Source organism: Neorhizobium petrolearium (genome assembly GCF_017873175.1).
GTDB classification, from domain to species: Bacteria; Pseudomonadota; Alphaproteobacteria; order Rhizobiales; family Rhizobiaceae; genus Neorhizobium; species Neorhizobium petrolearium.
Genome location: NZ_JAGGJW010000008.1, coordinates 155,663 through 173,507, shown reverse-complemented (window position 1 = coordinate 173,507; position 17,845 = coordinate 155,663). Strand labels below are relative to the sequence as shown.

Genomic DNA, 17,845 nt, shown 5'->3' with positions numbered 1-17,845 from the left:
CATGACCAGTCTTTTGCTCAAAGGCATCGAAAAACACTTTGGCAGCGTCAACGTCATCCGCGGCGTCGATCTCAGGATTGATGACGGCGAGTTCGTCGTGTTCGTCGGCCCTTCCGGCTGCGGAAAATCCACGCTCCTGCGGCTTATTTCCGGGCTCGAACATATCAGCGACGGGGAGCTGATGATCGGAGACCGGCTGGTGAACGAGGTCCAACCCTCCGAGCGTGGTGTTGCCATGGTCTTTCAGTCTTATGCCCTTTATCCCCATCTGACAGTCAGGGACAACATGGGCTTCGGCCTGAAGGTGCGCAAAGTACCGGCAGGGGAGCGCCAGCGGCGCATCAACGAGGCAGCCGCTACGCTCAAGCTCGACGCCCTGCTCGATCGCTACCCGCGCGAACTCTCCGGCGGCCAACGTCAGCGCGTGGCGATCGGGCGTGCTATCGTCGGCAATCCGGACGTGTTTCTTTTCGACGAGCCGCTTTCCAATCTCGATGCCGAGTTGCGCGTGCACATGCGCTCCGAAATCGCAGCCCTTCACAAGCGGCTGTCGACCACGATGATCTATGTCACTCACGACCAGATTGAAGCGATGACGCTGGCTGACAAGATCGTGGTGCTCCGCGACGGGCGGATCGAGCAGGTGGGCTCACCACGTGAGCTTTATGAAAGGCCCGCCAATATGTTCGTCGCCCAGTTTATCGGCAGTCCCAAGATGAACGTGCTGCCGGCAGCCAATGCACAGCTGCTCACTCCCGCGGCCGTTGTTCCGGCTTCGGCTGAGAGCGTGGGTGTGCGCCCCGAGCATCTGAAGGTGAGCAAAGCTCAAGACGGCATCGTGCGCGGCAAAGTAAGCCTCTGCGAATATACCGGTGCCATCACGCTTCTCCATGTCACGCTGCCGGATGGACAGCTGTGCCTGGTGACCAGCGACGACCATATGGCACCATCCCTCGGCAGCGAGATCGGACTCACGGCGCAAGCGGAAAAACTGCATTTCTTCGATCACCAGGGCCGCAGGGAAAAGCCGGTGTCCGACGTTGGAGTTCAATAACCGACGCAGGAAAACGCCTGCCCGGCAAGCGCCACGATCCACGGCACACCTTAATCGCCTCGACGATCCCGTCGGATCATTCCGCTGCCGCTGCAAGGCAGCCGTTGATGATCCCCCTGATCTCGGCGCGGCATGAGCCGCAATTCGTCCCGGCTTTGGTTTCTCTCCCCACCGTATCAACGCTGTGGCAACCGCCACGAATGGCGGAGATGATGCGGTTCACACCAACCGAGAAGCAGGAACAGACAGTCGCACCGGGATCCGGCTGATCGGCACCCGGGCGCCCGGCAACGACAGCAAAGCGCCTGCGGAGATCAACATGCTTGGCGGTAAGTTGATCAACCGCCCAGTTGCGCGCGACTGCAACCGGCTCGCGTGCGAGAAAAAGCGCGGCAATCAGACTTTCGCCCTCGAAGAAGGCAAGCCGGAGATCCCCGGACTGAGCATCGGCATAACCCAGCGGTTCGATCTCGTCAGGGATGCCAAACGCGGTACGGCACCAGCCCACCCAGTCCTCGATCGCATCCACGAAAGCGAACTCTATTCGCCAGCCGCCGGCCGCCTTGGCGAGTGCCCAGTATTCTGCCTGCGAAACAACTGGCCTACTGACGGAAATCGCGAAACCATAGAATGCAGCCTTGAAGGGGCGGACAGCAATTGCGACGTTCTTGGAGGCCGGCTGACCGGAGAAGGGGTCGGTAACGGGTGCGACCAGCGCATCGATACGGGCCTTGGCAGCGAACTGGTCGTTCCAGTGCATCGGCACGAAGACATTTCCGCGCGCCTGCCGTTCGGTCACCAGGGTCCGGACCATCGCCTTGCCATACGGACTTTCGAGTTCGACCAGACCGGCATCCCGAATGCCCAGTTCCATCGCGTCCGCCGGATGGATTTCCGCGAAGGGCTCGGCGATGTGGCTGCCAAGCCGAGCGCTTTTGCCGGTTCGCGTCATCGTGTGCCAATGGTCGCGGATGCGGCCGGTGTTCAGTGTCAACGGGTATTGCTCATTGGTGCGACTGGTGGCAGGGGCCTGCACGGCTATGAACCGCGCGATGCGATCGGAGTGATAGAATCCGCCGTCTGCAAAGAAACGGGTCACGCCAGGTTTCATGCCAGCAGACCGCGGCCACTGAAAAGGGGCGATGGCGTCATAGGCGGGACGATCGATTCCGACATAGGCACCGATATCGAAATCACGGCCGCCATCGTTCTCGAACGCCGAGAGCGCCGCATGCTCGGCAAAGATGTCGGCCGGCGAATGGAAATCAAAGCCGGCAAAACCCATTCGACGTCCGACTTCTGCTACCTGCCACCAATCAGCCTTCGCTTCGCCAGGCGTGGGAAGGAACGGCCGCTGACGGGAGATACGCCGCTCCGAATTGGTGATCGTGCCGTCCTTCTCGCCCCAGCCAAGCGAAGGCAGCAGCACATGCGCATGGCGGGCAGTATCGGTTTCCTTCAGAATGTCCGAGACCACGACGAACGGACAGGCCTTGATTGCCGCCTCGACCGCATCGGCATCCGGCATCGAAACGGCTGGATTGGTCGCCATGATCCAGAGCGCCTTGACGCGTCCGTCGGCGACGGCACGGAACATATCGATGGCCTTGAGCCCGGGCTTCGACGCAATGGTTGGAGAGGCCCAGAAGCGCTGCACGCGATCGCGATCCTCGGCGCTCTCAATTGCCATATGGGCTGCCAGCATGTTGGCGAGTCCCCCCACTTCGCGCCCACCCATCGCGTTCGGCTGCCCGGTCAGCGAGAAAGGCCCCATGCCGGGCCGGCCGATGCGGCCTGTCGCCAGATGACAGTTGATGATGGCATTGACCTTGTCCGTGCCGGACGAGGACTGGTTGACGCCCTGGCTGTAGCAGGTGACGACCTTTTCCGTCGTTTCGAACAGGCGGAAAAATTCGCGGATCTGCATGGATGGCAGGCCGGTGCGCTCCATAAGGTCGATGAAAGAGAGCGCCGAAGCAGTAGCAAAGGCTTCGGCAAAACCCTGTGTATGAGCGGCGATGTAGTTCTGATCGATCGCGGAACTGGCCGCCAGATGGGCGAGCAGCCCCATGAACAGCGCAACATCGCCATCGGGCCGGATCGCAAGATGGAGGTCGGCAATATCGCAGGTCATGGTGCGGCGCGGATCAATGACCACGATCTTCATGCTTGGCCGTGCAGCTTTCGCTGCGCCCAATCGCTGATAGATCACCGGATGGCACCAGGCGAGATTCGAGCCGGTGAGGATTACAAGATCAGCAAGCTCCAGGTCCTCATAAGCACCTGGCACTGTGTCGGACCCGAAGGCGCGGCGATGGCCGGCGACCGAAGACGACATGCAAAGCCTTGAATTGGTATCGATATTGGCCGAACCGATGAAACCCTTCATCAGCTTGTTGGCAATGTAATAATCCTCGGTCAGCAATTGGCCGGAGACGTAGAACGCAACTGAATCCGGTCCGTATTCGGCAATCGCTTCAGAGAATTTTTGCGCGACGAGATCAAGTGCCGCGTCCCAATTGGCGCGCTGGCCCCCGATCTCGGGAAAAAGCACACGCCCGTCCAGGTCGATGGTTTCCGCGAGCGCGGAGCCCTTGGAGCAGAGCCTGCCGAAATTGGCCGGATGCTCTGGATCGCCTCTTACCGTCACGACACCGTCATCCGCCAGGGAAGCGATGACACCGCAGCCGACACCGCAATAAGGACAGGTAGTCTTCACATCGGTTGCCATTTATTCCGCCGCCACCGTCATCAGAGTCTCAAGCGCGATGAAGAGCCTGCCGTTGTCGTTTCTGAGGGGGATGGTGCGAACCTCCCCCTCGTCAGCACCGAGCGCCTTTCCGGTTTCGAGCGAGATCACCCAGTTATGCAGCGGGCAGGTGACGGCTTTGCCATGCACAATGCCCTGGCTGAGCGGCCCGCCCTTGTGGGGACAACGATCGTCTGTCGCAAACACCTCGTCTTCCGCCGTCCGAAACACCGCGATCCTGCCCTGCGGTGTCTTCACGCACCGCGCACCGCGCAGCGGAACGTCGGAAATATCGCCGATCAGATGCCAGTCCATAGATCTACCTTCCTCCGTAATCGGTACGGGCCTTCGCTGGAGCTGTTAATCTCGGGACCTCAGGTGGCGGCGGCCACCGGCTGAGCGGAGAGCCCCTGACGGTCGAGTTGCTTTACCGACAAGTGCATCCAGACGAGCGAGATTGCGACGATCAGAAAGAGCAGCACGAAGCAGCTGGACCAAAGGCCGGTCATGTCCTTAAGCACGCCGAAGGCAATCGGAAGAATGAAGCCGCCGAGACCGCCCATCATGCCGACGATACCGCCGACGGCGCCGACGCTCTCCGGGTAATATGCCGGAATATGCTTGTAGACGGCGGCCTTGCCGAGGCTCATCATGAAGCCCAAAACGAAAATGACGACGATGAAGACGCCCGGCGTGATCCCGAGTGCGGAGCCGGTTCCGGCTGCCGGTAGCGAAAGGATGAGCGTGGCAACGGCCGATACCGCGAACATCGCATACATGACGCTGCGCGCACCCTTCCTGTCCGACAACACGCCGCCGAAGGCACGGAAGATGCTGCCCGGAATGGAATAGGCAGCCGCGATTATGCCGGCGACTCCAAGGTTGAAGCCATAGACGCCGACGAGATAGCGAGGCAGCCATAACGACAGGGCAACGAAGCCGCCAAAGGCGAAGAAATAGTAGAGCGAGAAGCGCCAGACCTGAGCGTTCTTCAGTGGTGCGAACTCCTGAAGCAGGCTCTTGGAAACAACACCATGCTCGCGGCGAAGGCGGAAGGCCGGATCATCCGTCGTGGTGAACCAGAAGACGATTGCCATCAACGCCAGCCCTACGGCCCAGATCTGCGCGACAGCCTGCCACCCCCATGCGATGAGCACGAACGGTGCAGCGAATTTGGTCACGGCCGCGCCGACATTGCCGGCGCCGAAGATGCCAAGTGCCGTCCCCTGCTTTTCGGCCGGGAAGAAGGGCGAGACATAGGCGACGCCGACTGCGAAAGAACCACCGGCAAGGCCGACACCGAGACCGGCAATCAGCATTTGTGTGTAGGTTTGAGCATAGGACAGCAGGAAGGTCGCCAATGCAGCGGCCAGCATGGTGAGCGTGTAAACGAGGCGGCCGCCGTAACGGCTGGTCCAGACGCCAAGGAGGATGCGGATGAGCGAACCGGTCAGGATCGGCGTGCCGACCAGCAATCCGAACTGGGCTTCGTTCAGTCCGAGATCCTGCTTGATACGGATCCCGATGATCGCAAAGATCGTCCATACGGCAAAACAGACGGTGAAGGCGATCGTGGACATCCACAATGCTTTGGCTGGTTCGCCGGCGGACATGGGCTGCGTTTTCTCAAGTACAGACATGGCTTCTCCAGGGCCCGACAAGGTCGTGCCGATCCATCGCTAGAGGTTAAAAACAAAAAGCCGCTGGCCAGGTACGCGAACACCAAAGGTGTGCGAGATATCCTGATCAGCGGCTTTGCCTGGGGCGCCCGTCGTTGGACGCCAAAAAATGCGGCCCGTTGGCCTCACTAGTTTAGATGCAAGAGCTGTGCCAAATACGAAAAGGTAATTAAATCCGTTATTTCGCTCTCAAGTCGTGCTCGCATCTGCCAAACATCAATCACATAGGCGCCAAAAATTGTGCAGTGCGCCTAAAATAGGCACGAACTCAACCCATGTTCGGCACCGCGGGGACGACCCTGTGCCTTCACTCGCTCCTGCTGAAGCTCGGCCGCCGGCAGGAGAGAATGAAGCGCCGGTAAAGCAGCGTTCTCAATCGGTTTCTCAAATTGGTGGTCTTGCGCTGCGCTGCGGCGATCGGTCGATGGGAGGAAATCTCTATGTCCTCAAAGCCCGCCGCTTCGACCAGCGGCTGGAGCCTCTCCACGGTGAGGCCCTCACCGAACGGCAGCGAGGCCATGATGTTCTGGTGCTGGTCACTCATGGCGCCATCATAATGCGGATCGATTCCGCTCAGCCTGTCGATGAGACCGATGGCGTAAGACGCGAATTTCCCAACGGGCGTCGGCCTTGCCCAATCGCCGTCGAAGATCAGAAGTTTCCCTCCCGGCTTCAGGACCCGACACCAATCGGCAAGGGCCTGTTCGGGTTCCGTCAGCGTCCAGACGAGATGACGGCAGACGACGGCGCCATAGCTTGCGTCCGGCTCCATCGTCTGCTCCGCATCGGCAAGGATGAACCGTACCCGTTTCCGCCCCGCATGCTTGCGCCGCGCGACATTCAGCATTGCTTCGGAAAAATCGAGGGCCGTGACCTCGTGCCCGAGGGAGAGGAGCACATTGGTCACCTCGCCGGTGCCGCAGGCAAGTTCAAGCACCTTGAGCGGTTCGTTGCCGAGGCTCCGACGGACTGCGGCGGCCCAGGCCTCAAGTTCCGGCCCGGGCGGAATGCGATGACCAAAGGCGAGATCGAAGGTTTCCGACCGCTTGGACCAATGTTCGCGGATATCCTCCTTGAGGTGGTGGTTGCGTCCGTCCATGCTCACGATACCCTATGTGCAATCGACTTCAGGCGTGCATCTTTCCCGAATGATGGTGCCGTATGGGGCGAACCCATGGCTATGTAGCGGATGAAGCAGCTGCCATCGTTTCCCTGATCGATCTCCGCCTCCACGCCGAAGACCTCCCGAATGCATTCGACCGTCAGCACATCGCTCGGTGTGCCGAGCGCCACCAGTTGCCCGCCCTGCATGACGGCAAGGCGGTCGCAGAACATGGCCGCATGATTGAGATCGTGCAGAGCCGCCGCCACAGTCAAACCTTGCCGACGCACCAGATCGAGCAAGCCGATCTGGTGGCCGATGTCGAGATGGTTGGTGGGCTCATCGAGAAGCAAGATTCGCGGATGTTGTGCGAGCGCGCGGCCGATATGCAGGCGCTGGCGTTCGCCGCCGGAAAGCGTGTGCCACAACCGGCTGGACAGGTGGACCATATCGACGTTTTGAAGCGCCGCCTCTACGATCGCGTCGTCCTCCGGCGACCAGGGCGACAGCGGTTCTAGATAGGGCGTGCGTCCAAGTTCGACCGCCTGCCGGGCAGTAATCCGCTCGCCGGTCTCCGCCTGCTGCTCCACTAGTGCCAACCGGCGGGCAACCTCGCGCCGCCCGAGCGTGCCGATCGGCACGCCGTCCAGCAGGACTTCGCCCGACTTCGGCTTGCGGATGCCGGCAAGCAACGCCATCAGGCTCGTCTTTCCCGAACCGTTCGGGCCGATGATGCCGAGAAATTCGCCTGACCGCACGTCAAGCGAGACATCGCGCAGGATTTCGGCGCCTCCGGCTGCCCATGAAACATTCCTGGCCGAAAGCATCATGCGCGGCCTCTCCTCTGTCCAAGAATCAAGGCGAAGGCCGGCGCTCCGATGAGCGCGGTGATCACGCCGATTGGCAGAACCTGGCCCGGAATCAAAATGCGCGACAGGATATCCGCCACAATCATGAAGGCGGCGCCGATCAGCGCTGCCGCCGGCAGGAGCACGCCATGGCGGATGCCGACCAGCATGCGCGCCGCATGCGGGATGACCAGTCCGACGAAGCCGATCGACCCTACGATGGAGACCATGACCGCCGTCATCATCGCGGATATGCCGACCAGCGTGAGATAGGTCCGGCGAACCGAAATGCCGAGCGAAGCGGCCGATTCTGCGCCGAAGGTGAAGGCATCAAGCGACCGGGCATGCCAGAGGCAGACCGCAAGGCCGAATAGAGCCGCAGGAATGGCGAGCCAGGCATCCGGCCAACGGACGCCGGAAAGATTGCCGAGCAGCCAGAACATGATGCCGCGCGCCTGCTCGGCGGTCGCCGCCTTGGTGACGATAAAGGAGGTGAGCGCGTTGAAGAGCTGCGAACCCGCGACGCCGGCAAGGATGATGGCGGCCGTACCCTTGCCCGCCTTGGCGGCCAAAAGGCTGACAAGCGCGAAGGCGACGAGGGCACCAAGGAAGGCTCCCATCGGCAGCGTCAGGAGGCCCGCACCAAGTCCCAGGATCGCCACGCCGACAGCACCGGTGGAAGCCCCGGCCGATATGCCAAGGATATAAGGATCGGCCAGCGGATTGCGCAGCAGCGATTGCAGCACGACGCCGGATAAAGCGAGTGAGGCGCCGCAGCAGGCCGCGACTACGGCGCGGCTTAACCGATAGCTCCAGACAATGCCTTCGTCGATCGGTTCCAGCGGATAACCTGCATCCCATAGCCGGTTGGCGACCGTCTTGGCGACCACCTCGAGCGGTATCGCTGTCTCACCGATCGCCGCGCCCAGCCAAAGCGCGGCGACAAGGACGACAAGCGCAAGGAAAACCGCGCCCATTCGTCCGATTGAGGATATCGCCCGGCCCACTTGGAGGGTCACTTTGCAAGGCCGGCAGCGGCGATGGCATCGGCCAACGCCTCGATGCCTTCGATGGTGCGGATCGTCGGGTTCATCGCCTGTGCATCCATGTCGAAGACATGACCGTTCTTCACGGCCGGCATCAGGCTTGCAACGGGATCCGTCTCAAGGAACCTGTGCTTGGCCTCGATACTGTCCAGCGGATAACGCCGCCGCTCCATGGCGCCCGCGACGATCATGGTCGGATTGGCCTTGGCGATGGTTTCCCAGCCGATCGTCGGCCATTCGTCATCGGTCTTTATGATGTTCTCGATGCCGAGAGCCGACATGATATAGCCCGGCGCGCCGTTCTTGCCCGCCATATAGGGATCAGAATCCTGCTGGGCGCTCGAGAACCAGAAGACGGCGGACAGCTTGCCTTCCGCCGGGGCGACCTTGGCCCGGGCGGCATCCTCGCGCCGCTTCAGGTCCGCCACGACCTCTTCGCCCTTGTCCTGGACGTTGTAGATCTTAGCGAGATCGCGGACTTCTCGATAGACGAGTTCCATGGTGAAGACCTGATGGCGGACGCCGTCGCTGGCGGCAGAATTTTCCTTGCCGATGCAATCGGATGGCGACGTATAGACCGGAATGCCAAGTTCGTCGAACTGCTCCGGCTTGGCGACCACGCCCTCGGGTCCGACCTGCCACTGGAACTGAACGGCAACGATGTCCGGTTTCTTGCCAAGCACGCTTTCAAAGCTAGGCTCGTTGTCTGCAAGCCGTTCGATCTTCGTATTCACATCCTCGTAGCCTTTGAGGACCGGGCCGACCCAAAGCGCCGTACCGACCACCCTGTTCGCCAGCCCCAGGAGATAAAGGATTTCGGTGCTGCTCTGACCGATCGAGACCGTACGCGACGGCGCCTTCCCGAAGGTGACCTGCCGGCCGCAATTTTCGAGCGTGAGAGGATAGCTGGTTTCCGCCGCAGCGGCGCTGTGGAACAGGCCGGAGGCGATCAAGGAGAAGGCGCCCAGGCCAACATGCAGCGGCCGTTTCAGAAAGATATTCATCGTGTTCCCCGAAATGTGACGTGAACGCCGGCGGCAAGCCCGCGTGCCGGACGGTGGTGAGGCTCAGAATGCCCGTTAGGCAGCCCGATCAGCTGAATAGTCGTCGAGATTTGGGGAATACGAAGTGCCAGAACGCCAAAAGGCGCGGATGATAGTCATGTCCTGCTCCTGTTCCGGGCATCCCCGCCCGTGACGATGGATCGATATTCGACGGCAGGTCTCCTGGCTTGCGGATATCTGTCGTCCATCTGCCTTCCCGCGCCGGACTGACGCAGTGGCATGGCACCCTTCAGCGCCACGAGGATGGACGGCAATCCGCTTACAGTTGCGGGGGCAGCCACGGTCTTGGATCCCCTTCGGGTCTCCGCACCGTGTTCCCATTTCATCCCTTCGCATTGAACTCCGGGAACCGTCACTCGCCAGATAAAGACCACTCGAGATCGCCGTCAAGTGGCGAATGATTGTAAGCGAGCCATTGGCCTCTCCCGATATTGGCATTTAACGTAATGTAATATCATTACATAAGCAAAGGATGCGCACGTGTCCAGCGGCTTTCAATCTCAGCCGTCTTTTTTGTTTCAGAGTCGGAGTGCAGCAAAATGCCGATGAAATATCAGGAGGGAAGGCTAATTTGGCTTGGTCGCACAGATCGCATACCGATCCTGCACCATGCGCTCGAGGCCGCGCAGGAAGGGCATCTTGCGGGCTTGCGCCCAGTGGATGTCGAACAGCTTGCGGTCGACGACGATGTTTTCGAAACCGGCTTGACGCAGCAAATCCACAATCGCTTCCGCCGGCATTCGGTCGGAGAAGTAGACCCGTGATCGGATGCTTTGATGCCGTGCCATCATCTCTGGCGCCATGTGGCTCGCAAGCTGCTTGCCTGTCATTTTCGCCCAGAACGTCTGAAGGCTCTTGACCCAGGTTTCCTTGCCCATGTTTCCGTCGACGATCAGGACCTTTCCCCCTGGCTTCAGGACGGAGAACCATTCGCGGAAAGCCGCAGGCGGATCGACCAGCGTCCAGACAAGGTGGCGGTTGGTGATAGCGTCGTAGCTCTCCTTCGGCTCCATCGTGTTTTCCGCGTCGCCAGAGACGAAACGGATATCGGCGCCTCGTGTCTTCGCCTTGGCGCGCGCCTGCGCCAGCATCGCATCCGACCAGTCGAGGCCCGTCACCCTGAAGCCAACATCGTTCATCAGGTGCGAGATGACCGCCGTGCCGCAGGCGAGATCGAGTGCCGCCCGGCCTTCTCCCTCGCCCAGATGCTTCCTGATCAACCGCTGCCAGCCCTTCCGCTCGCCCTCGGAGAAGATTTCATGGCCGACGCTCTCGTCGAACGTTGCGGCTCTTTCCGACCAGAAGTCACGAATCTCGTCACGGATAGAGTAATTGGTGTTCATCAGGTTCATCACAGCCACCCCTGCACTTCAAAACTTTGGAAAAGCTCTAAAACATAAAACTTGATTCCGAAAGTCACATTTCTTATGCCTGTGGACATTATCGGGCGTCGGGAGAGTTTCCATATGGATTTCATGAAATTGTCGGCAGCAACTGCGGTTGTGCTTGGAGGCCTTCTGGCCTTGCCTGCCATGGCGCAATCCTTCACGGTGAAGGACGTGGCTGGCCGCGAAGTAGCCTTTGACAAGCCGGTCGAGCGCGTCATCCTGGGTGAGGGCCGCATGCTCTACGCCGTGGCGCCGATCGAAAAGGAAGATCCCTTCGCAAAGGTGGTCGGCTGGCGTAACGACCTGTGGACGACCGACAAGGACGGCTTCAACACCTATGTCACGAAGTTCCCTAAGGGCAAGGAACTTCCCTTCCTCGGCAACCTGACGGATGGCACGCTACAGACTGAGACGGTCGTCAAGCTCAATCCCGATGTCGTGCTGCTCCCGATTGGCAACAAGCAGGCCGCCGACGAAGTCAAACTTGAGGATATGCTGAACGGCATCGGCGTGAAGATCGTCTATATCGACTTCCGCGAACACATTCTCGACAACACGGAACCGAGTCTGAAGATTCTCGGCAAGATTCTTGGCCACGAGGACCGTGCCGAAGCCATCGCCGTCTACTGGAAGGAGCAGATGGCGCGCGTCACTGACAAGCTCAAGGCGGCCTATCCGCCGAAACCGAACGTCTTCATGTACCGCGCTGCCGGACTCGTGGAGTGCTGCGGCACGTTCGGCCCGGACAATTTCGGCCTGATGGTGGATTGGGCCGGCGGCCACAATCTCGGCTCCGATTTCCTGCCTGGCTATACAGGCTCCATCAATGCCGAACAGGTTGTTGCTTCCAATCCGGATATCGTTGTCGTCACGGGATCCAATTGGAGCCAGACGAAAAATGCCAAGGACTATGTGAACGTTGGCCCGAGCGCCGCGTCCACCTTCAACGATAGCCGCAAGGCACTGAATGCGCTGATGGAAAACCCTGCTTTCACCGGTTCGAAAGCCGTCGCCAATGGCAATGTTCATGCGATCTGGCATCAATTTTATACGAGCCCTTATCAGTTCGTCGCCGTGCAGCAGATGGCCAAGTGGTTCCACCCGGACCTTTTCGCCGATCTCGATCCGGACGCCACCTTCAAGGAGTTCCACGAGAAGTTCCTGCCGGTCGCTTATCAGCCGGGTTATTGGGTCAGCGCGAAAGAGGGTCGGTAAGCGCCGATGGCCGAGGTCGCAGCTCCGTCGATTGAAGTCAACGCCGGGCGGGAGCGCTATCGCGCCCTCGCCCGGCGCAAGCTGACAATCCTTGCGGTGATGACCGGTGCACTTTGCCTGTCATTTGCCGTCGATCTCGCCTGGGGGCCGGCCCGCTACGGCCTCGGTGAAGTCGTCGCTGCACTTCTCGATCCGTCCTCTGTCTCGCCGCAGGTCCGGGCCGTCGTATGGGATATCCGCATGCCGGTCGCCATCATGGCAATCGTGGTCGGCGCCGCTCTTTCCGTTGCAGGGGCTCAAATGCAGACGATCTTGGCCAACCCGCTTGCGAGCCCCTTCACGCTCGGCATTTCGGCCGCCGCGAGCTTCGGTGCCGCGCTTGCGATCGTCACTAGCGTCTCGCTCCTGCCGGTTGCGGCCGGCATGCTCGTGCCTGTCAACGCCTTCATCATGGCGCTGATTGCCACGCTTTTCATCCATTTCATCTCACAAGCCCGCGGCGTTTCGGTTCAGACGGTCGTCCTGCTCGGCATTGCCTTGGTTTTCACTTTCAACGCCCTGCTCGCCTTCCTGCAGTATCTCGCCTCCGAGCAGGCTTTGTCGGCGGTCGTCTTCTGGACGATGGGAAGTCTCACCAAGGCGACCTGGCCGAAGATCTGGGTCACGCTTGCCGTCCTTCTGATCGCCCTGCCGCTGTTTGCGCGCAATGCCTGGGCTCTGACAGCTATCCGCCTCGGCGAAGACAAAGCCGCCAGCTTCGGGGTGAACGTCCGCCGCATCCGGCTGGAGACCATGCTGATCATCTCGCTGCTGGCCGCTGTACCGGTGAGTTTCGTCGGCACGATCGGCTTCGTGGGCCTCGTCGGACCGCATATCGCCCGCATGATTCTCGGCGAGGATCAGCGCTTCTTCCTGCCGGGCTCAATCCTCTCCGGCGCACTCCTGCTCTCGCTGACATCAATCGTGTCGAAATCGATCATTCCAGGCGTGGTTTTTCCCATCGGCATCATCACCGCGCTGGTTGGGGTACCTTTCTTCTTCTCGCTCATCCTCTCCAACAGGAGCCGTTCATGGTAGCGTTGCAGTTGCAATCGGTCGGCGCTTACCACGGTCGCAAGCTCTTCGTCGAAGGCGTGACGACACCGATGATGAAATCCGGTGAAATGATCGCGGTGATCGGTCCGAACGCGGCCGGCAAGTCAACGCTCTTCAAGCGGATCACCGGCATACTGAAGGGGCCTGGCAGTGTTGTGATCGACGGAGCCAGGAGAGGGAATGCCATCGGCTACATGCCTCAGGATACTTCCGCCAACGCCGTTCTAACCGTGTATGAATCTATCCTGCTGGCCCGCAAGCAGGGCCAGACCTGGGCCGTCAGTGACGGCGATCTGCGTTTCATCGACGAAATCATGAAGGCGCTGAATATCACCTCGATCGCCTTCCGAGACCTTGGCGCACTTTCCGGTGGCCAAAGGCAGCTCGTCTCCATAGCCCAGGCGTTGATCCGGGAACCGGAAATCATGCTGATGGACGAACCGACCAGCGCGCTCGACCTCCATCGCCAGGTCGAGGTGCTCGACTTCATGCAACGCCAGGCGCGCACCAAGGGTATGATCGTCCTGATCGCTATCCACGACCTCAATCAGGCTCTCCGCTTTGCCGACAAGGTGCTGGTCATCGCCAATGGCCGCATGCGCGCCTGCGGCAAGCCTCGCGACGTGGTCACCGCCGAAATGTTGCGCGAGGTCTACAAGATTCATGCGCGCATTGAGAAATGCTCACTGGATCATGACCACGTCATCGTGGATGGAACCGCACACTGACGACTGAAGGCTTGGCTTACCCTCGCGACTGCCCGATGCTAATGATGGGCGCGTGAGTGACCGTGTCGCGAAGAAGGCCGCACGATGACGAGCAGGCCGCAAAGATCATCATATTAATCTAGCAGGGGATCAGGTCACTTGAAGAGACCGGTCGCTTGGGCCTGATCGACCTCAAGCATCAACTTATCTTTTTGAGCCGTGAACCGCTCTGGACACGAGCAGCGGCATTAGATTCTTCCGTCCGATAACGACAACTGGTCGGGGAGAGATATTCGCCGTCGACTCGTCCATTGAAACGGAGCTTTATTTGTCATACATGTCTGATGAATCGATTGCACATCGAGGTGGTGCTCCGATAGCCAATGCAAAGGGATCAAGGCGTGGCAGTACACATAAAGGATCGCGGCAGGGGTCCCGGATCGCTGGTCTCACAAGTCGGAGAAAGCCTTCGGCAGGCTATCTTGAGCGGTCAATACTCTCCCGGCGACAAGCTTCCGAGCGAAATCGAACTGACCGAGACGCACGGTGTCAGCCGCACCGTGATCCGGGAAGCGGTAGCGGCACTTCGTTCCGATGGGCTTGTCGAAGTGCGCCAGGGAGCCGGGATATTTGTTCTCGGCACCGACGCGTATCCATCGCTTTCCGGACGACGAGTCGACAAGGCGCGCGTATCCTCCGATCTGGAAGTCCTCGAAGTCCGCGCGCCGCTCGAGATCGAAGCAGCAGGCCTTGCGGCGCTGCGCCGGTCGCCGGCGCAGGAGGAGACGATTTTCGAGTGTCATCGGAAAATTCTCAAATGCATCGAGAATGATGAATCGATCCGCGAAGCGGATCTCGCCCTCCACTTCGCCATTGCCGAGGCCACCAATAACCCGCTTTTCAAGCAGCATCTCGAGTTCCACGGCTCCGCGGTCATTCCCCAATCAAAGATTGTCAACGAGTCGCGGGCGGCCGAACAAACCGCTTATCGAAAAATGATCCACAAGGAGCATGAGGCAATCGTCGTGGCGATCTCCGATCGGGACGAGGAAGCCGCACGCAACGCCATGCGCGATCATTTGAGAGGCAGTCAGATCCGATATCGAGACTTGCTCAAGGACTTCCGAACATTTCCGGGCTAGGTCGCCAGCACCCTACATGGGTGATCGTCGCCACCCATACCCGGCCCTAGGCAACGTCTCTTCCCCACACTTCGATCTGTGTCAACGCCGGAAAGAATGAAGGATCTTCGGCCTTGACGAGGCTGTGCAAGCGAATCCATTCGACAGTCCTGGGCCTTACCGAAAAGGATTGAGCTGCCCCTGACTTAGCCAATGGAAAGCAAGTGGTTTCGCCGTTCGAAAAGGTGATGCTTGCCTTTTTCCACCATGAGTCATGCGGGAAATCCGCCCGCAGATAGAAGACGAGTTCGTCGATCCAAACCGGGCGACCGAACCCCACCGTGAGTGTCGCTTCCGGATTTCTGTTGATACCCCAGCTCGTGTAGGGCCAGAAACCGTGATGGTCGTTGGCCTTCTCGCCATCGATCACATTGCGCGCGGCAAACACCGCTTCGCCGCGCGTCTCCGCATTGGCTTTCGCATGCGGGAACAGCGTTGTATTGGCATGATCATCCCATGGATTGAGAGCCAGGTTCCTCCGTGAGGCGATCTCGTCCGGCCGGGCCTTGCGCACATGGAGCCGGTGAATATCGCCCTGAAATGCACGGGGGGAATAGCAGGCACGCTTGTCGCCGAAAGGGACCTTGAGAGAATAGCTGGGACCTTTGAGGTAGGCTGCAGCAGAGCCGATCGTGTCGTCAAGCGCGAGAACGACATGTCCCGGTTCCGATGCCATGACAACGATCTGATCACCTTCCTGGTAGTCCTGGCGGTAAACGAGAAAGACTTCGTCCTTTCCTGTCGCACTTGCCAGGACGGTCCCATTGAGGCCAAGGACCTTCAACGTCAATTCCATCCCGTCCTCCTCAGACGATCCGTAGTGTCAGTTTTTTCTCGGCAAGAGGAATAAGCAGCCGGTAGATCCTGGCGGGCCAGGATTCCCTCAGCCGTTCATCCTCTATCTCGATGGGCTCCACTTCCACTCTGCCGGCGCCCTGCAACTCGATCCGGCCGAAGGGCGGCACTTCGATCACCCCCGCCACGACTGATGGCTCGAAGCAGATCATGAGCGACAGAACGGCCGGCACATCCCCTTCGTAGATGTCGGAAATTTCCACGTGGCGACCCCGAAGGAGTGAGACGACGCGCCGATAGCTACGGACCTGCGCCTCGGGCGGATAGGCGCCGGCGATATCGAGGGAAATGCGCGCTTCCGCCTCATCGAAACTGGTCGCCACATCCCGCGCGGCAAAGCCTTCGCCATCAGACTGCATGACGCCGCCGAAGGTCGGCAGGTTGTGATATGCCGACTGCATCGTCCATATCTCGTACCGTCTCTGAGAAAAGGTCTTGGCAGTGTAGGTTTCGACGCCGACATCGATGAGGAATGGCCGGCCATCCTTGTAGAGCGTCACGCTTCCGACGTCGTTGTGGTTGTGGCTTTCGCCGTTATGGCCGCCCTTCACTGCGAGAGCGAAATGTTCGTCGCGTGCAATGAACAACTCGATGCCAGGATAGAAGATATCGCGTGCCTCGACGTGATCAGGTTTGGCGGAGATCTTCGGTCCCGTCAGCAACTCCTGCACCCGGTACCAAAGATTCCATTCCTGCGGCAGATGCGGGTTTTCCGCGCGCACTCTGTCGGCTGCGGCAAACGATGCCAAAGCCTCTGATCCAACCGCCTCGCCAAAGAGATACTCGCGCGCACTGCAGGGCTCGACCACCGCAGAAGAATCCGCGAAATTGAAATAGTGACGGCCGCAAACATGCATGTTGAGAATATATTCGGCCATGTTGCGGATTTTCGGTTCGCTCCGGAGGGACGTGAAAACGCCCGGCGCTGCAGCGTCCAGGATGGTCATCGCGCCATGCAGACAGAGCGCGGCATGCCGGTAATAGACAACGCCTTCCTCGCAGGCACCGTCCTCGGCATAATCCTTCAAAAAAGCATCGAGGCTGCCGAGAGCCTTTTCGACGACTTTCCGGCGCAGTTGCTGTTCGGTGCGAAGGCAGAAGACGGACAGGAGGACATTCTGGGTTATCCACGCCGTCCAGTTGTTCATCCGCTCGCTGCCGCGGCCCATCCACCAGAAATGCCTGACCAAGTAAGGTTCAAAGATGCGAACTCCGATCTCCCGTTCGATATGGGCGGCGATCTCGGGGCTCACCGCATCCAGTTCGTCCCGCATCAGTGCCACGACAGTGGCAAGCAACGCTGCGGTTTCCGCTGCAAATAGATCGATGACGGGCCGGGCGGTGTCAGGGAGAGCAGAACGCGGGCCACCCCTCTCATAGGAATTGTGTGCCGGCAACTGCCAGCCGCTTTCCTCGGCAATCAGGAAAATGCCGTCGACGATGGCCGGGAGGAAGCGTTTCCTGCCCTCGACCAACTCCCCGAGAACGAGGTTGTTCAACATGCGGCGCCGGCTGAAGTAAAGCTCCTCGAAACGGGACCGATTGCCCGTTTCACCGTATTCCCGGTAGTCGGATGCCAGGATAAGCGACCATGGCCGCTTGAGCGTTTCTTCGGCATCCTGGAGAATCACGGCGCGAAGGGGAGCGGGCACAGCAGTCCAGGCAGCGCGGTCCGAGAAAGGAACACCGGGGCAGAAACCGGCCAGACTGCCTGGCAGCTTCCCCGCCACCTCGCTGAACATGTGTCTCCTCCCAAAGCGCAGCCAGTTTCAGATCGCACCTCCCACCTATCATACGTATTTTCCCGTCGCCACCAAATTCATATGATTTATTCATAACTTGTTTGACCAATGTGGAAGATA

The 17,845-nt window shown here is 59.9% G+C and carries 15 protein-coding genes and 1 riboswitch; of the genes, 5 read left to right on the top strand and 10 right to left on the bottom strand.

All coding sequences use genetic code 11. The features are described from left to right. The first annotated feature begins 1 nt into the window (after position 1). Positions 2–1,054 (top strand): ABC transporter ATP-binding protein, encoded by a 1,053-nt coding sequence (locus tag J2046_RS16870; RefSeq protein WP_210053725.1) that lies wholly within the window; start codon positions 2–4, stop codon positions 1,052–1,054. 76 nt (positions 1,055–1,130) lie between these two features. Here the strand turns inward: J2046_RS16870 and J2046_RS16865 are convergent, their stop codons facing one another. The 8 genes from J2046_RS16865 to J2046_RS16830 all read right to left on the bottom strand — a co-directional run bounded on the left by J2046_RS16865 (position 1,131) and on the right by J2046_RS16830 (position 10,894). Then, complete coding sequence (locus tag J2046_RS16865) at positions 1,131–3,785, bottom strand: nitrate reductase (RefSeq protein ID WP_210053723.1); 2,655 nt, start codon at positions 3,783–3,785, stop codon at positions 1,131–1,133. Continuing rightward, a complete protein-coding gene (nirD, locus tag J2046_RS16860; protein ID WP_210053721.1) occupies positions 3,786–4,118 on the bottom strand; it encodes a nitrite reductase small subunit NirD in 333 nt (110 codons plus the stop codon). Between the two features lie 59 nt (positions 4,119–4,177). Then, entirely contained in the window at positions 4,178–5,443 is a 1,266-nt protein-coding gene (locus tag J2046_RS16855; protein ID WP_210053719.1) for an MFS transporter, read from the bottom strand. 346 nt (positions 5,444–5,789) lie between these two features. Continuing rightward, positions 5,790–6,581 (bottom strand): class I SAM-dependent methyltransferase, encoded by a 792-nt coding sequence (locus J2046_RS16850; RefSeq protein ID WP_210053717.1) that lies wholly within the window; start codon positions 6,579–6,581, stop codon positions 5,790–5,792. Between the two features lie 2 nt (positions 6,582–6,583). Continuing rightward, positions 6,584–7,414 carry an ABC transporter ATP-binding protein gene (locus J2046_RS16845; protein WP_210053716.1) on the bottom strand — a complete coding sequence of 277 codons (831 nt, stop codon included), beginning with the start codon at positions 7,412–7,414 and terminating at the stop codon, positions 6,584–6,586. Then, on the bottom strand, positions 7,411–8,409 hold the full coding sequence (locus tag J2046_RS16840) for a FecCD family ABC transporter permease (RefSeq protein ID WP_210053713.1): 999 nt from the start codon (positions 8,407–8,409) through the stop codon (positions 7,411–7,413). Before J2046_RS16840 ends, J2046_RS16845 begins: the two co-directional genes overlap by 4 nt. 38 nt (positions 8,410–8,447) lie before the next feature. Then, a complete protein-coding gene (locus tag J2046_RS16835) occupies positions 8,448–9,482 on the bottom strand; it encodes an ABC transporter substrate-binding protein (protein ID WP_210053710.1) in 1,035 nt (344 codons plus the stop codon). 195 nt (positions 9,483–9,677) lie between these two features. Beyond that, positions 9,678–9,911, bottom strand: a riboswitch (cobalamin riboswitch). Between the two features lie 197 nt (positions 9,912–10,108). Further along, complete coding sequence (locus J2046_RS16830; protein WP_210053708.1) at positions 10,109–10,894, bottom strand: class I SAM-dependent methyltransferase; 786 nt, start codon at positions 10,892–10,894, stop codon at positions 10,109–10,111. A gap of 114 nt (positions 10,895–11,008) precedes the next feature. Between J2046_RS16830 and J2046_RS16825 the strand changes: the two genes are divergently transcribed. From J2046_RS16825 to J2046_RS16810, 4 genes are all read left to right on the top strand, one after another. Further along, positions 11,009–12,145 (top strand): ABC transporter substrate-binding protein, encoded by a 1,137-nt coding sequence (locus J2046_RS16825; RefSeq protein WP_210053706.1) that lies wholly within the window; start codon positions 11,009–11,011, stop codon positions 12,143–12,145. Between the two features lie 6 nt (positions 12,146–12,151). Further along, positions 12,152–13,222 carry a FecCD family ABC transporter permease gene (locus tag J2046_RS16820; RefSeq protein ID WP_210053703.1) on the top strand — a complete coding sequence of 357 codons (1,071 nt, stop codon included), beginning with the start codon at positions 12,152–12,154 and terminating at the stop codon, positions 13,220–13,222. Further along, on the top strand, positions 13,216–13,968 hold the full coding sequence (locus J2046_RS16815; protein WP_210053701.1) for an ABC transporter ATP-binding protein: 753 nt from the start codon (positions 13,216–13,218) through the stop codon (positions 13,966–13,968). Before J2046_RS16820 ends, J2046_RS16815 begins: the two co-directional genes overlap by 7 nt. Positions 13,969–14,330: 362 nt before the next feature. Continuing rightward, on the top strand, positions 14,331–15,089 hold the full coding sequence (locus J2046_RS16810) for a FadR/GntR family transcriptional regulator (RefSeq protein ID WP_210053699.1): 759 nt from the start codon (positions 14,331–14,333) through the stop codon (positions 15,087–15,089). 46 nt (positions 15,090–15,135) lie between these two features. On the opposite strand, the gene J2046_RS16805 is transcribed toward J2046_RS16810, so the two are convergent. Beyond that, positions 15,136–15,924: a carbohydrate-binding protein gene (locus tag J2046_RS16805; protein WP_210053697.1), complete on the bottom strand. Its 789-nt coding sequence runs from the start codon at positions 15,922–15,924 to the stop codon at positions 15,136–15,138. Positions 15,925–15,934: 10 nt separating this feature from the next. Continuing rightward, a complete protein-coding gene (locus J2046_RS16800) occupies positions 15,935–17,725 on the bottom strand; it encodes a heparinase II/III domain-containing protein (protein ID WP_210053694.1) in 1,791 nt (596 codons plus the stop codon). Positions 17,726–17,845 lie beyond the last annotated feature (120 nt).